Genomic DNA, 15073 nt, shown 5'->3' with positions numbered 1-15073 from the left:
AAATGAGTGCATCAAGTTGTTTTCGAAATATTACTTGAGTAGAAAATAAACTTAGTGATGACAAATATTATCAGTTTTTAAAAACAAAATATAAATCAAAAATTGAGAAAAAACAAGAAGATTTAAATGAATTTCAATTTTATTTAATTGATTCAACTGAAATTGAAATTGACAGACCAACTAAAAAAAACTACAGTTATAATATTTTTCTGTTAAAAGTTGAATGTTTTCTATAAAATTTCAAATTATATATGACTTTTTTAATAAAAAAATTGTTGATATTTTTGCTGATAATGGAAAAGTACATGATTTTCAAATATTAAAAAATTCAAATCTTGAATTTTCAGAAAAAACAATAATTATTGGTGATTTGGGATATCAAGGAATACAAAATATTTATAAAAATACTATATTACCAATTAAAAAAACTAAAAATAAAAAATTAACTAAAAAAGAAAAAATCTACAATAAAATTATTTCAAAAATTAGAATTAAAGTTGAAAATTTTTTTGCTTGATTAAAAAGATTCAAAATTTTAATAAATAAATGTAGAAAAAGTATATTTAGACTTATGTACTTAAGATTTAACTTACTTTGTGAAATTTTTAATAAAACAAAACCATTAAAATAAAAAAATATTAAAAATATTTTTTTAAAAATTTAAATTTTTATCAAGTTAATATAAAAATAATATTAACAATTTTTGTGTTTGAAATATAAATTTATTTTTAAATTATTTTTTTAAAAATATTAACTTCTATAATTATTAACACTAAAAAATTTATAAATATTATTATTGACAATTGATTAAATTTATTTACGTAATATGTCTATTGTATAGTAGTTAAAGTACGACAAGATAAACGCATTATTAACAAATCAGTTTATATAGCACTAGGAGTTGATTTAGAAGGTAAAAAAGATGTTTTAGGTTTATGAATTAGTGAAAATGAAGGTTCTAAGTTTTGATTATCTAATTTCACAGAAATGAAAAATCGAGGCTTAAATGATATTCTTATTGCTTGTAGTGACAATTTAACAGGAATGTCATAAGCAATACAATCAGTTTATCCTAAAACCGAACATCAATTATGCATAGTTCATCAAATTAGAAATAGTTTAAAATATGTTTCATACAAACATAGAAAATCACTAGTTACAGATTTAAAACCAATTTATAGTGCATGTAGTTAAGAACAAGCGATGCAAGTTTTAGAATCTTTTGAAAGTAAATGAAATAAACAATATCCTCAAATTGCTAAATCATGATATAAAAATTGAGATAATTTAATGGTTTTTATTAGTTATCATGCAGAAATCAAAAGAGTGATTTATACAACAAATGCTATTGAATCTGTTAATAGTCAATTACGAAAAGTTATTAGAAATAAAAAAGTTTTTCCAAATGATATGGTAGTTTTTAAAATATTTTAGTTAGCAATTGAAAATATAACAAAAAAATGAACAATGACCATTCAAAATTGAAATACAGCAATTGTTCATTTTATGATAAAATTTGAAGATATAATTAATCTAAACTAGTAACTTTGTAAAAAGATACACAGATTTTTAAAAAGCCTCTGAAATTTTCAATATCTTAAAACATTAAAATATTTTTTATCTAACTTTTGATATTTTTACATTAGTAACTTAGATAAATATATTATTTACGTTATTATTTATTTCTTAATAACATATTATTCAAAACTATGTAATTCTTTTCATAGTTTTTCTAAAATTACTTTTGATTTAACTAATGATGAAAGTTCTGTTTTTGTAGCATTTTGCAATAATTGTCAAGTTGGAAATTGCTGTAATATTTTATTTTGTAATTGTAAACCAATTCCTGGCACTGATGATAAAACACTACTTATCATTGATTGACTTCGCTTTGCTTTATGATATTTAATTGCATAATTATGAACTTGATCTTGTAATTTACTCAAAAATAAAAAACAAGCATCAGTCTTAGGAATATTAATAATTTGCATTTTATCATTTATAATTTTATCAGTTTGATGTTTTTTATTTTTAACTAATCCAATAATAGGAATTGTTAAGTTTAATAATGTTAGTTGTTCTAATGTAGCACTAATTTGTGGTTTTCCACCATCAACAATAATTAAATCAGGAAGTTGCAATTTATTAATAACTAAATGATGATATCTACGATAAATCATTTCACAAAAACGATGATAATCATCAACAATTTTTGGATCTAATAAAAATTTGCGATAATCATTAAAACTATAATTACCATTCTTATAAACAATCATACCACCAACACTAGCGCTTTGTTGAAGATTAGAAACATCAAAAACCTCTAAATGATTTAAATTAGGAATTTTTAATCATTGTGATAATAATTTCATCATATTTAACGGCGCATTAAACTGATTAGTTTGTAAATAATTATTTCATGCATAGATGGCATTGGTTTTTGCCAATGTTAAAATATGTTCTTTTGTTCCTTTAATTGGATTAATAAATTTTATTTGTGGAAATAATAATTTTAATTGTTTTAAATCAATATTTGATGGTAAATATATTTCGTTTGGTAATGCATTTTTACTATATAGTTGTTGACAATAATTACGAATTAAATCTTGAATTTCTAAGTAATTATTTTGAACTATTTGTTCATCTTTAACTTGCAATTTACCATTACGATAAAATAAAGTAATTAAAAAAACCATTTCATCTTCAATTAAAAAATTAATAAAATCGCGATTTCCATAATCTTGAAACTCAACAACTTGTTGTGATAAAAATAAATCTATTTTTGATAACAAAATTTTAATACGATTAGCATTTTCAAATTGTAAGTTTTCAACACTAATATTCATATTATTAATTAATATTTTTTTAACAGCAGTAACATTCCCTTTGAAAAATTGATCAATTTTACTAATCATATCTTCATAATAAGTAATAGGTACTGATTTAAAACAAGCGCCAGAACATTGCTGTAAATGATAATATAAACAAGGTTTACCAAGATTACCAGCACACTTTCGTAATGGAAAAATTCGTTCCAATAACTTTAAAATTTCACGTGCACCAGTACCATCGGGAAATGGTCCATAATAATGTCCGTCTTTTTTAGTAGCACTACGTACATAACGATATTGTGGATCACGATTATTAGTAATTTGAATATAAGGATATTGTTTATCATCTGCTAACAAAATATTATATTTAGGATGATGTTTTTTAATCAATGTTTGTTCTAAAATTAAAGCCTCTTTTTCATTAGATGTCGTAATGTATTCAACATCATGAATATCATTAACTAATAACATTGTTTTAAAATTACTGGCTTTATTTAAATATGAAGTTACTCGTTTTTTTAATGAATTAGCTTTACCAACATAAATTAAATTATTATGTATATCTTTAAATAAATAGCATCCAGCAATATTAGGTAAAAGTTTAATTTTCATTTGTAGTAAAGATTTTTCTGCCATTAGTTCACCTAAATTTATTAACAAATTAAAAGATACTTTGATTTTAACATTAATATAATGTTTTATCCTAAAGTAAACTCTTAATTTTATTCATTATTAATTACTTATGATTCGTTATTAATAATAGTCTCGTTATCATTAATAATTTCGCGATTTAAAATACTATCTTCTAAACTTTTTTTAACTACCAGAGTGCCTTTGCTATTACTCATTACATCTTTTTGTTTTCCAGGGTCAATTTTACCAAAAGGAGTTAAATAACTATTTTCATTAAAATAAACAATAGGTGAAGAAGGTTTATTGATAATGTCACTATTATCATTTTGTTTTATTTCTGCTTTTTTTACTTGTGATATAGGTGGTTCCTTCTTCGATTCCTTATTAAAATTATTTTCGTTTCTAAAAGATTTTTTAACTTGTTTATCAATTAATAATTTTTCTTTTTTTAACTTAATATGTTTTTGTTTTAAATCAGCATTTATTTTATTTTTTTGCTTTTTATTTTTATTATTATTAATAATAAAAATTTGTTTAATAATTTGTTTTATTTTGCTAAAGAAAATAAAAGGTTTATTAAAAATAAATAAACAAGTTAAAGAAAAAAAACTAATAAAGTTTGCAATTAAATTAGTAACAAAAAAACCATAATTAAAAATACCTATTAAAACATTACTAATAATGCCACCAGTAGCATATGTTGGAAAAAAGGTTTCAACACTAAAGTCTTTAAAAGAAATTGGTGAAGCAAAAAAACCTAGATAATTATTTATAGCATTTGTATTTCATCATGTTTTAACGTATATTTCGCTAATATTTAATAGGTTTAAATTATAATAACTAGTTCATAAATTATTCTTTCCTAAAATTATTAAAGTTAAAGTTTGTGTTGTCCAACAACTAATCACTAAAAATAAAAAAGTAACAAAAATATACTTCAATTTAAATTGCATGCGATAACCAAAAGTTAAAGGAATAATCATTAAAGAAAGAAAGAAATAAACAGCATATTTCACTCATCCAAATAAAAAAGAAAAAAGAAAATCATCAAGTACTTTACCAATTATTGAAAATCTAGTTAAACTAACTATTAGGAAAAAGAAGATTACTAATAAGAAAAAAAGTAACCCAACTTCATCACCACGAGATTGAGATTTTGATATTTTAATGCCATTTTTAATCATAAGAATATCACCTCTTAACAGTCTCCACAAAATAACTTATAAAAATAGTATAACATAATTGATATATGTAATATCTTTCTATAATCGATTTTTGATTTATTATCGCAAAAAACAATAATATTTTTTTTAATACTTTTATCATAAAAAATGTATTATTTAAATTTCATATTCATTATTTTCTAGATTTTAAAAATTTAAAATAAATCATTTTTCTTATTTATATTTATTTAACAATTAATTTATATAATATATCTAACTAAAGTAATGTTTACTCATAAATAATGTAAAATAATAATATGTAATTTAAACAGTTTTTGAATTTAAAAGTACAATTCAGCAATATTTAAAATAGATTAGGAAGATTAAATTATGCCAAAACCATACAGTGAAGACTTACGAAGAAAAGTAATAGAAGCCTATGAAAGTAAAAACATGAAAATTAAAGAAATTTGTAAAGTGTTCAATATTACTAGAAAGACTTTATTCTTATGAAGAAAAAGAAAAAAAGAAACTGGGCATATAAAGCCAATTTTGAATTATAAAAAAGGACATAGCCACAAAATAAAAGATTTAGATGAATTAAAAAATTATTTAGCGCAAAATAAAGATGTTACAGTTCAAAAAGTAATTGAAAAATTTGGTGATATGACTAAAGAAACAGTTTATAACTATTTCAAAAAACTAAATTATACATAAGACATATTCCGTAAATAAATTTTTTAAAATTCAATTAATAATTTAAAATTTATTTTATAATTTCTTTATTAATAAATTAATAAGGTGTTGATAAAAATGAATTTTGAAAATTTAAAAAAATTAAAAAATGAACAATTTTATAGATATTTTGGTATAAAACGTTTTCATTTTGATGAAACGTTAACGAAATTAATTGAAATAGAAAATTTAAAAAAAACTAAAGGTAGAAAATATAAACTTTCAGTTGAAGAAAGATTGATGATGACTTTAGTATACTGAAAAGAATATTATACTTTTTTCCAAATGAGTATTAAATATAAAATGAGTGCATCAAGTTGTTTTCGAAATATTACTTGAGTAGAAAATAAACTTAGTGATGACAAAGATTATCAGTTTTTAAAAACAAAATATAAATCAAAAATTGAGAAAAAACAAGAAGATTTAAATGAATTTCAATTTTATTTAATTGATTAAACTGAAATTGAAATTGAAAGACCAACTAAAAAAAACTACAGTTAGAATATTTTTCTGGTAAAAGTTGAATGTTTTCTATAAAATTTCAAATTATATATGACTTTTTTAATAAAAAAATTGTTGATATTTTTGCTGATAATGGAAAAGTACATGATTTTCAAATATTAAAAAATTCAAATCTTGAATTTTCAGAAAAAACAATAATTATTGGTGATTTGGGATATCAAGGAATACAAAATATTTATAAAAATACTATATTACCAATTAAAAAAACTAAAAATAAAAAATTAACTAAACAAGAAAAAATCTACAATAAAATTATTTCAAAAATTAGAATTAAAGTTGAACATGTTTTTGCTTGATTAAAAAGATTCAAAATTTTAATAAATAAATGTAGAAAAAGTATATTTAGACTTATGCACTTAAGATTTAACTTACTTTGTGAAATTTTTAATAAAACAAAACCATTAAAATAAAAAAATATTTTTAATATTTTTTTAAAAATTTGAGGCTTTTTAAAAATCTGTGTATCTTTTTACAAAGTTACTAGTTTAGATTAATTCTATCTTCGAATTTTATCATAAAATGAGCAATTGCTGTATTTCAATTTTGAATGGGCAGTGTTCATTTTTTGTTATATTTTCAATTGCTAAGTAAAATATTTTAAAAACTGCCATATCATTTGGAAAAACTTTTTTATTTATAATAACTTTTCGTAATTGACTATTAACAGATTCAATAGCATTTGTTGTATAAATCACTCTTTTGATTTCTGCAGGATAACTAATAAAAACCATTAAATTATCTCAATTTTTATATCATGATTTAGCAATTTGAGGATATTGTTTATTTCATTTACTTTCAAAAGATTCTAAAGCTTGCATTGCTTGTTCTTCACTACATGCACTATAAATTGGTTTTAAATCTGTAACTAGTGATTTTCTATGTTTGTATGAAACATATTTTAAACTATTTCTAATTTGATGAACTATGCATAATTGATGTTCGGTTTTAGGATAAACTGATTGTATTGCTTCTGACATTCCTGTTAAATTGTCACTACAAGCAATAAGAATATCATTTAAGCCTCGATTTTTCATTTCTGTGAAATTAGATAATCAAAACTTAGAACCTTCATTTTCACTAATTAATAAACCTAAAACATCTTTTTTGCCTTCTAAATCAACTCCCAGTGCTATATAAACTGATTTGTTAATAATGCCTTTATCTTGTCGTACTTTAACTACTATACAATCAAAATAAACAATCGGATAAACACCTTCTAATGGCCGATTTTGTCATGCTTTAACATCATCAATAACATCATCAGTAATTTGACTAATAACACTTTCACTAATATCAGCACCATGATATAACTCTTGTAACTGCATTCTAATATCTGATAAAGTCATGCCTTTGGCATATAATGAAAGAACTTGTTGATCAAAACCATCAAATCTTCTTTGTCTTTTTGCAACTATTTACTGGATCAAAATTACTATTACGATCTCGTGGTACATTAATCTTAATTTTATCTTGTTGAGTTATTAATTTTTTTGAATTTATACCATTACGAGCATTTTCACTATTATTATGTTGATTTTTTTCATATCCTAAATAATTTTGCATTTCAGAATTGAACATTTTTTCAACTAATCTTTTTGTTAATTCTTTATATAAGCCTCCCTCTTTAAAAACTGTTGTTAAATCTTCAGTATTTTTTAATAATAAATCTACTGCTTTTGATATTTGATCATTATTATTAATATTTTGTTTTTTAGACATACGTAACTCACTCTTTATAGTTATTTAATTTTATTTACTAGAATTAATTAAACATAGTTATTTTTGTAAGTTACACATATTACTAAACATTACCTAATTTAATGGTTTTTATTAGTTATCCTGCAGAAATCAAAAGAGTTATTTATACAACAAATGCTATTGAATCTGTTAATAGTCAATTACGAAAAGTTATTATAAATAAAAAAGTTTTTCCAGATGATATGGCAGTTTTTAAAATATTTTACTTAGCAATTGAAAATATAACAAAAAAACGAACAATGCCCATTCAAAATTGAAATACAGCAATTGCTCATTTTATGATAAAATTTGAAGATAGAATTAATCTAAACTAGTAACTTTGTAAAAAGATACACAGATTTTTAAAAAGCCTCGTTTGCATTGATAAAATTGTTTATTGTATCTGGTGAAATTATTGCTATAATGGCTGCGATAATTATAATCATAATAACCATTATTAACATTAAGGGCAAGAACGCTATAATAAGAAACATAGCCATTTTTTTAATGACGTTGTTAACAATGGCTATTATATTATTTATTGATGTTGGTTTTATTTTTGCAGATTTACCAACAGTAAAAGGGTTTTTTAGCCCTTTTTTCTTTTGTAACATTTTATATCCCCCTTATTAAGAAATTCCTAAAATAACATCTTTTAATCCTAAAACTAGTGAACTTGCTAAAATTACAATTTCTAAGCAAACCCCAACCCATATTATACGAGCAATAGTTTCTTTACGTTGGTCATCATTTTTTGCAAATTTACCACCAATAGCATAATAAGCTACCATGATAATGCCAATTACTACCGCTAAACTGGTAATGTTTAGTAATCTGTGTAACTTACAAAAATAACTATGTTTAATTAATTCTAGTAAATAAAATTAAATAACTATAAAGAGTGAGTTACGTATGTCTAAAAAACAAAATATTAATAATAATGATCAAATATCAAAAGCAGTAGATTTATTACTAGAAAATACTGAAGATTTAACAAAAGTTTTTAAAGAGGGAGGTTTATATAAAGAATTAACAAAAAGATTAGTTGAAAAAATGTTGAATTCTGAAATGCAAAATTATTTAGGATATGAAAAAAATCAACATAATACTAGTGAAAATGCTCGCAATGGTATAAGTTCAAAAAAATTAATAACTCAACAAGGTAAAATTGAGATTAATGTACCACGAGATCGTAATAGTAATTTTGAGCCAGTAATAGTTGCAAAAAGACAAAGAAGATTTGATGGTTTTGATCAACAAGTTCTTTCATTATATGCCAAAGGCATGACTTTATCAGATATTAGAATGCAGTTACAAGAGTTATATCATGGTGCTGATATTAGTGAAAGTGTTATTAGTCAAATTACTGATGATGTTATTGATGATGTTAAAGCATGACAAAATCGGCCATTAGAAAGTGTTTATCCGATTGTTTATTTTGATTGTATAGTAGTTAAAGTACGACAAGATAAACGCATTATTAACAAATCAGTTTATATATATCTAACTAAAGTAATGTTTACTCATAAATAATGCAAAATAATAATATGTAATTTAAACAGTTTTTGAATTTAAAAGTACAATTCAGCAATATTTAAAATAGATTAGGAAGGTTAAATTATGCCAAAACCATACAGTGAAGACTTACGAAGAAAAGTAATAGAAGCCTATGAAAGTAAAAACATGAAAATTAAAGAAATTTGTAAAGTGTTCAATATTACTAGAAAGACTTTATTCTTATGAAGAAAAATAAAAAAAGAAACTGGGCATATAAAACCGATTTTTAATTGTCAAAAAGGACATAGCCACAAAACAAAGGATTTAGATGTATTAAAAAATTATTTAGCGCAAAATAAAGATGTTACAGTTCAAAAAGTAATTGAAAAATTTGGTGATATGACTAAAGAAATAGTTTATAACTATTTCAAAAAACTAAATTATACTATCAAAATGCAATGAATTTTATAAATATGGTTGATCTGAAAAAGGTAAAAGATTATTTGATAATAAACCCGCATATAAAATAAAAAGAATGATTATAATTGGTTCACTAAATAAAGGTAAATTAAAAGCCCTATGAGCGTTTGAAGGACATTGCAACAGTAAAATTTTTGAATCATATGTAAAAAATATACTAATTCCAGTATTAAAGCGTGGACAAATTATAGTTTTAGATAATGCAAAGTTTCATAAATCTAAATTAACACAACAATTAATTGAAAATGCTGGATGCAAACTATTATTTCTTCCACCATATTCTCCTAATTTAAATCCAATTGAACATTTTTGATTTGCTATAAAACATAATATAAGAAAAATATTACCAAATTATTGGCCAAATATTAAAAAAGCTATTGATTTTGTTTTTCAAGATATGAGTAAACATTACTTTAGTTAGCTATATATGCGGGTTTATTATCAAATAATCTTTTACCTTTTTCAGATCAACCATATTTATAAAATTCATTATCATCAATTCCAGATTCATCAATATATACTAAATCTTCATTCATTATTTTAGCTATTTCTTTTAAAAAATCTTCTTGTTTATTTTTATCTCTTTGTTCATATAGAAAAGTTTTTTTATATGTATAATTTAGTTTTTTGAAATAGTTATAAACTGTTTCTTTAGTCATATCACCAAATTTTTCAATTACTTTTTGAACTGTAACATCTTTATTTTGCTCTAAATAATTTTTTAATTCATCTAAATCATTTATTTTGTGGCTATGTCCTTTTTGATAATTCAAAATTGGTTTTATATGCCCAGTTTCTTTTTTTCTTTTTCTTCATAAGAATAAAGTCTTTCTAGTAATATTGAACACTTTACAAATTTCTTTAATTTTCATGTTTTTACTTTCATAGGCTTCTATTACTTTTCTTCGTAAGTCTTCACTGTATGGTTTTGGCATAATTTAATCTTCCTAATCTATTTTAAATATTGCTGAATTGTACTTTTAAATTCAAAAACTGTTTAAATTACATATTATTATTTTACATTATTTATGAGTAAACATCACTTTAGTTAGCTATAAAATAAAAAGAATGAGTATAATTGGTTCACTAAATAAAGGTAAATTAAAAGCCCTATGAGCATTTGAAGGACATTGCAACAGTAAAATTTTTGAATCATATGTAAAAAATATACTAATTCGAGTATTAAAGAGTGGACAAATTATAGTTTTAGATAATGCAACGTTTCATAAATCTAAATTAACACAACAATTAATTGAAAATGCTGGATGCAAACTATTATTTCTTCCACCATATTCTCCTAATTTAAATCCAATTGAGCATTTTTGATTTGCTATAAAACATAATATAAGAAAAATATTACCAAATTATTGACCAAATATTAAAAAAGCGATTGATTTTGTTTTTCAAGATATGAGTAAACATTACTTTAGTTAGCTATATAATTTTATTAATTTCTTTTTCTGTAATAAACTTATCAATCTTCCCTTGCGCTAAGATTGGGCTACCGCCACCCTTACCATTAAATGTTTTTAATATTTTTTGTAAAATATTATTACTTTGATACTGTTTATTATTATGCAATTCTTTACTTGAAGCAACTAATACTAAATATTCTTGATTATTAATTTTATTAATAAAAATAATAATAATATTTTGATATTGATTACGATAATGTTCAATTATTTCTCTTAATATTTTAATATCTAAATTTTCAAAATTTGCAATTAATAGTTTATAATTATTTTCATTTTTTGGAACTAAAGTTAAATATTTTTTCACTATCTTCTGACGATTTAATTCTTCAAAATTAATTTGTCATTTTTTAAATAAACCATGTAATTCTAATAATAACATTTTTCCTTTTCTTCAATCAGCAGCTACCACTTTTAAGTTATTAATAGCATCATATATTTTTTCAATTTCTTCTTGCATAAAATTATCTTTATTTTTTTGATATTGCATAAATAAATTATTGCTTTGTTCTTTAATCATTATTAATTGTTGTGTTAAGTATTCATTAATAGTTTTTAATGATGTTAAAGCATGAATTCGATAAGAACCAGAACCTTTTGATTCAACATTAGTTATTAATAATTGTTCTACTTCTTGTGAATTATAACAATGAGTACCCCCACAAAGTTCAATTGAAAAATCACCAAATTTAATTACTCGAACTTTTTCTTCATATTTTTCACCAAAAAAAGCTAAAGTTCCAATTTTGATTGCTTCTTCATATGTACAATAAATAATTTCACAAGGATATTTACCTTTAATTCATTTACTTACTTGTTGTTCTATACTTATAATTTGTTCTAAAGTTAACATTTGATAATGACTAAAATCTAATCGTAAATATTGATAATTATTAAAACTTCCAGATTGCATAACATGTAAACCTAATAATTTTCTTAAAGCAGCATGTAATAAATGAGTTCCTGAATGATTTTTTCTTGTATAAAAACGATGTGAACTATTAATTTGTGCTTCAAAAATTTCTGTTTGTGTTAATTCACCTTTTACTTCCACTTGATGAATATGCTGTTTTTGTGGTCCTTGTTGTACATCAATAACAAAGGCCGTTCCATTTTCTCCTTTGATAATACCATCATCAGATGATTGTCCCCCCTTTTCTGCATAAAAAGGCGTTTCATTTAAAATTAAATAACCTTTTTCATTTTTTAAAAATTTTACCTCATGCTCTGATTTAAACATAAAAACAATATTTGTATTTATTTGTTCTTTATCATAACCAACAAAGGTTGAAGGAACTTTTAAATTAGTTAGTAATGAAGATTGAATTGTTAATGCTTGATGATTAATTCTTACTTTTCTTGTATTATCTTTACTGTTATCCAATAACTTTTGAAAACCTTTTAAATCAACAGTAGCATTTTCTTCATTTGCAATCTCTAATGTTAATTCAATAGGATAACCATAGGTATCAAATAATTTAAAAGCCGCAGTTGCATCTACTTTTTTATTATTACTAATAACTTGTAATAATAATTGTTTTCCTGTTATTAATGTTGTTCAAAATTTTAATTCTTCGCTTTTAATAATATTAGTTACTAAATCCACTTTTTCATGTAATTCTTGATAATGTTGACCCATAACTTTTATAATAATTGAAACTAACTTAAACAAAAATGGTTCATTAATATTAAGTTTTTGTCCATATACAACAGCTCTTCTAATCAATCTTCGTAATACATAACCACGATCTTTATTACTAGGAAAAACACCATCACTAATTGCAAAAACTAAGCAACGAATATGATCAGCAATAATTTTAAATGCAGTATTAATAGTTTTTTGCTTAATCTCTTGTGTAAAATAATTATTAATATCATAACGAAAATTTGTCAATTTTTCACATTCATGAATAATATTTTGAAATAAATCAGTATCAAAGTTAGTTGGCACATCTTGTAAAATCGCTACTAGTCTTTCTAATCCTGCGCCAGTATCAATATTTTTTCTTGGTAAATCAGTATAATTATTTTTGCCATCATTATTAAATTGTGAAAAAACAATATTTCAAATTTCAATATAACGTTCATTTTCAATATCATCTTTTAATAATTTAATACCAATATTTTCGGGATCATATTTAATACCGCGATCATAATAAATTTCAGTATTAGGGCCGCAAGGACCTTGACCCATATCTCAAAAGTTAGTAGATCTTGTACCTTTAATAATACGTTCTTTTGGTAATTTAATAATATTTAATCATAAATTATATGTTTCTTCATCTTCATTAAAAACTGTTACATATAATAAATTAGCATCTAAATTTAATCATTTTTTACTAGTTAAAAATTCTCATCCTCAAATAATAGCTTCTTTTTTAAAATAATCACCAATTGAAAAATTACCTAACATTTCAAAAAAAGTTTGATGTCTTGCTGTAATACCAATATTTTCAATATCATTAGTTCTAATTGCTTTTTGTGAATTTGCTAATCTTTTAGCAATTGGGGTTTGTCGTCCATCAAAATATGGTTTTAATGCAGCAACTCCAGAATTAATCCACAATAGTGAAGGATCATCGTTTGGAACAAGTGATGCACTTTCTAAAATGTGATGATCATAACTTTTAAAAAAAATTCATCAAGTTGTTCTAACTTTATCTGTTGTTCATTTTATTGACATAATAATTTCTCCTCAAAATAATAAAAATTCCTATCAAAATAGGAACGTTTTTTAACGCGGTACCATCCTAATTCACTTACAAAGTAAATGCTCTTAATTAATGATTAAAATCGTTAAATTAGGAGCTTCTAATTAATAATGGTTAAGTGCTTACACTATTCACTATCGCTGAAAACTAATTATTATTAATTATACTTATCTAATTTAGATTAATATAAATATTAATTTCAATTTTAATATTAACCATAAATATTAGTTATTACAAGCAAAAAGATAAAATTATGAAATATTTTTATAAATTAAAAAGAAAAAAATATTAATTATTAACTTTATATAATAAAAATTACAAGAAAGATTTTTTCTATTTAATTAAAAATATAATTTAAGTGGTATTTTTTTTATTGTATATTCATTTTTTCAGATATAAACTTTAGTTAATATTTGCTTAGAATAACTTTTAAAAAATAAAAATTTATCATTAAATTATATAAAATTAATTCATTTAATTCAATATTACTTACTATTTAATATAGTAAGTAATTTAATATATTAATGCATTTTTTATATTTTTAAATCTATAATTTTGAATAAAAAAATATTTTAAGTAAATCTTAAATATAAAAAATAAAAATGATAATTAATTGAAATTTTACAATCAAATCTAGCATTAAAAATTTTATTAATTTATTACAATTAATCTTTGTAAGAACAATAACTATTAAATTACTATTCATTTTTTTAAAATGAAATTTTAAAAAAATGAATTTATTTATTATTTCAAAAAACAAAAAAAATAATTTAATTTCTACTCTAAATTTGTGTTTTATTAAAATAGGAAATTATCCCCACATGTACTAGTGTCGAGGAAAAAATGAATTGAAATGAATTCAATAGCATATTTCAAAATGAAAACGATTGTTTGAAATATATAGCGAAGTTGAAAGTAATGAAATGTATCAGGTGTGTTTCTTCTAGTTTGAATGTTTCTGATTTGAGAAGAATAAGATGTTTGAAATGTCATCAAACATTTAGTATTCTTCATGACACCATTTTTCACAAGTCACAAACACCTTTGACATCTTGGTTTTATCTCATCTTTAGATGAATAAACACAAAGCATGGCATCCCATCAACAGATGTTGCAAGGGAATTGGGTGTGACATATAAAACAGCTTGAAGAATGGGTCATGAAATCAGAACTAGAATTTGCAATCAAGATGCAGGGTTCATTGATGATGGCACAGCACAGATGGATGAAATGTATCTTTCACATGTAGGTTTTAAAAAAACAAGGAAGATCCTTGTTGAATAAAACCTTGA

18 protein-coding genes and 2 pseudogenes are annotated in these 15073 nt (G+C 22.6%); 13 read left to right on the top strand and 7 right to left on the bottom strand.

Annotated features, from left to right (window positions below; genetic code table 4):
• Positions 1 to 2 precede the first annotated feature (2 nt).
• From ABWV63_RS08030 to ABWV63_RS08015, 4 genes and pseudogenes are all read left to right on the top strand, one after another.
• Positions 3 to 236 (top strand): hypothetical protein, encoded by a 234-nt coding sequence (locus tag ABWV63_RS08030; RefSeq protein WP_353305923.1) that lies wholly within the window; start codon positions 3 to 5, stop codon positions 234 to 236.
• Positions 224 to 631, top strand: a complete 408-nt coding sequence (locus ABWV63_RS08025; RefSeq protein ID WP_353305922.1) for a transposase family protein — start codon at positions 224 to 226, stop codon at positions 629 to 631. Before ABWV63_RS08030 ends, ABWV63_RS08025 begins: the two co-directional genes overlap by 13 nt.
• 206 nt (positions 632 to 837) lie before the next feature.
• Positions 838 to 1194 (top strand): annotated as a pseudogene (locus ABWV63_RS08020) (transposase).
• Positions 1195 to 1203: 9 nt separating this feature from the next.
• Positions 1204 to 1434, top strand: a complete 231-nt coding sequence (locus tag ABWV63_RS08015) for a transposase (RefSeq protein WP_353305921.1) — start codon at positions 1204 to 1206, stop codon at positions 1432 to 1434.
• A 263-nt stretch (positions 1435 to 1697) separates the two neighbouring features.
• Here ABWV63_RS08015 and uvrC read toward each other — a convergent pair whose 3' ends face one another.
• Together uvrC and ABWV63_RS08005 are read right to left on the bottom strand one after the other, a co-directional pair.
• Positions 1698 to 3467, bottom strand: coding sequence for an excinuclease ABC subunit UvrC (uvrC, locus tag ABWV63_RS08010; protein WP_353305920.1), 1770 nt, complete (start codon positions 3465 to 3467; stop codon positions 1698 to 1700).
• A 104-nt stretch (positions 3468 to 3571) separates the two neighbouring features.
• Entirely contained in the window at positions 3572 to 4648 is a 1077-nt protein-coding gene (locus ABWV63_RS08005; RefSeq protein WP_353305919.1) for a hypothetical protein, read from the bottom strand.
• A gap of 369 nt (positions 4649 to 5017) precedes the next feature.
• Between ABWV63_RS08005 and ABWV63_RS08000 the strand changes: the two genes are divergently transcribed.
• The 3 genes from ABWV63_RS08000 to ABWV63_RS07990 all read left to right on the top strand — a co-directional run bounded on the left by ABWV63_RS08000 (position 5018) and on the right by ABWV63_RS07990 (position 6294).
• Positions 5018 to 5344 carry an IS630 transposase-related protein gene (locus ABWV63_RS08000; protein WP_353305918.1) on the top strand — a complete coding sequence of 109 codons (327 nt, stop codon included), beginning with the start codon at positions 5018 to 5020 and terminating at the stop codon, positions 5342 to 5344.
• 96 nt (positions 5345 to 5440) lie between these two features.
• A complete protein-coding gene (locus ABWV63_RS07995; protein ID WP_353305917.1) occupies positions 5441 to 5818 on the top strand; it encodes a transposase family protein in 378 nt (125 codons plus the stop codon).
• 68 nt (positions 5819 to 5886) lie between these two features.
• Complete coding sequence (locus tag ABWV63_RS07990; RefSeq protein WP_353305800.1) at positions 5887 to 6294, top strand: transposase family protein; 408 nt, start codon at positions 5887 to 5889, stop codon at positions 6292 to 6294.
• A gap of 70 nt (positions 6295 to 6364) precedes the next feature.
• On the opposite strand, the pseudogene ABWV63_RS07985 reads toward ABWV63_RS07990, so the two are convergent.
• Positions 6365 to 7603 (bottom strand): annotated as a pseudogene (locus ABWV63_RS07985) (IS256 family transposase).
• Positions 7604 to 7704: 101 nt separating this feature from the next.
• Between ABWV63_RS07985 and ABWV63_RS07980 the strand changes: the two are divergent.
• Positions 7705 to 7956: a transposase gene (locus ABWV63_RS07980; RefSeq protein WP_353305916.1), complete on the top strand. Its 252-nt coding sequence runs from the start codon at positions 7705 to 7707 to the stop codon at positions 7954 to 7956.
• Positions 7957 to 7983: 27 nt separating this feature from the next.
• Here ABWV63_RS07980 and ABWV63_RS07975 read toward each other — a convergent pair whose 3' ends face one another.
• Positions 7984 to 8235 carry a hypothetical protein gene (locus ABWV63_RS07975; protein ID WP_353305915.1) on the bottom strand — a complete coding sequence of 84 codons (252 nt, stop codon included), beginning with the start codon at positions 8233 to 8235 and terminating at the stop codon, positions 7984 to 7986.
• Between the two features lie 15 nt (positions 8236 to 8250).
• Positions 8251 to 8412, bottom strand: coding sequence for a hypothetical protein (locus ABWV63_RS07970; RefSeq protein ID WP_353305914.1), 162 nt, complete (start codon positions 8410 to 8412; stop codon positions 8251 to 8253).
• A 121-nt stretch (positions 8413 to 8533) separates the two neighbouring features.
• Between ABWV63_RS07970 and ABWV63_RS07965 the strand changes: the two genes are divergently transcribed.
• The 3 genes from ABWV63_RS07965 to ABWV63_RS07955 all read left to right on the top strand — a co-directional run bounded on the left by ABWV63_RS07965 (position 8534) and on the right by ABWV63_RS07955 (position 10019).
• A complete protein-coding gene (locus ABWV63_RS07965; RefSeq protein ID WP_353305913.1) occupies positions 8534 to 9154 on the top strand; it encodes a transposase in 621 nt (206 codons plus the stop codon).
• A gap of 87 nt (positions 9155 to 9241) precedes the next feature.
• Positions 9242 to 9589: an IS630 transposase-related protein gene (locus tag ABWV63_RS07960; protein WP_353305912.1), complete on the top strand. Its 348-nt coding sequence runs from the start codon at positions 9242 to 9244 to the stop codon at positions 9587 to 9589.
• Positions 9590 to 9653: 64 nt separating this feature from the next.
• Complete coding sequence (locus ABWV63_RS07955; protein ID WP_353305911.1) at positions 9654 to 10019, top strand: transposase; 366 nt, start codon at positions 9654 to 9656, stop codon at positions 10017 to 10019.
• Here the strand turns inward: ABWV63_RS07955 and ABWV63_RS07950 are convergent.
• Entirely contained in the window at positions 10012 to 10533 is a 522-nt protein-coding gene (locus ABWV63_RS07950) for an IS630 transposase-related protein (protein WP_353305910.1), read from the bottom strand. The genes ABWV63_RS07955 and ABWV63_RS07950 overlap by 8 nt on opposite strands.
• A gap of 133 nt (positions 10534 to 10666) precedes the next feature.
• Here ABWV63_RS07950 and ABWV63_RS07945 point away from each other — a divergent pair, with 133 nt between their 5' ends.
• Positions 10667 to 11032, top strand: a complete 366-nt coding sequence (locus ABWV63_RS07945; protein WP_353305909.1) for a transposase — start codon at positions 10667 to 10669, stop codon at positions 11030 to 11032.
• On the opposite strand, the gene alaS is transcribed toward ABWV63_RS07945, so the two are convergent.
• On the bottom strand, positions 11033 to 13753 hold the full coding sequence (alaS, locus tag ABWV63_RS07940) for an alanine--tRNA ligase (RefSeq protein ID WP_353305908.1): 2721 nt from the start codon (positions 13751 to 13753) through the stop codon (positions 11033 to 11035).
• An 871-nt stretch (positions 13754 to 14624) separates the two neighbouring features.
• Here alaS and ABWV63_RS07935 point away from each other — a divergent pair.
• Positions 14625 to 15065, top strand: coding sequence for a hypothetical protein (locus ABWV63_RS07935; RefSeq protein ID WP_353305907.1), 441 nt, complete (start codon positions 14625 to 14627; stop codon positions 15063 to 15065).
• Positions 15066 to 15073: the final 8 nt, after the last annotated feature.

The sequence above is a fragment of the Spiroplasma ixodetis genome, assembly GCF_040369795.1.
Lineage (GTDB): Bacteria > Bacillota_I > Bacilli_A > Mycoplasmatales > VBWQ01 > Spiroplasma_E > Spiroplasma_E ixodetis_B.
The sequence above is the reverse complement of the archived record's forward strand: the minus strand, read 5'-3'. Positions and strand labels throughout refer to the sequence as shown.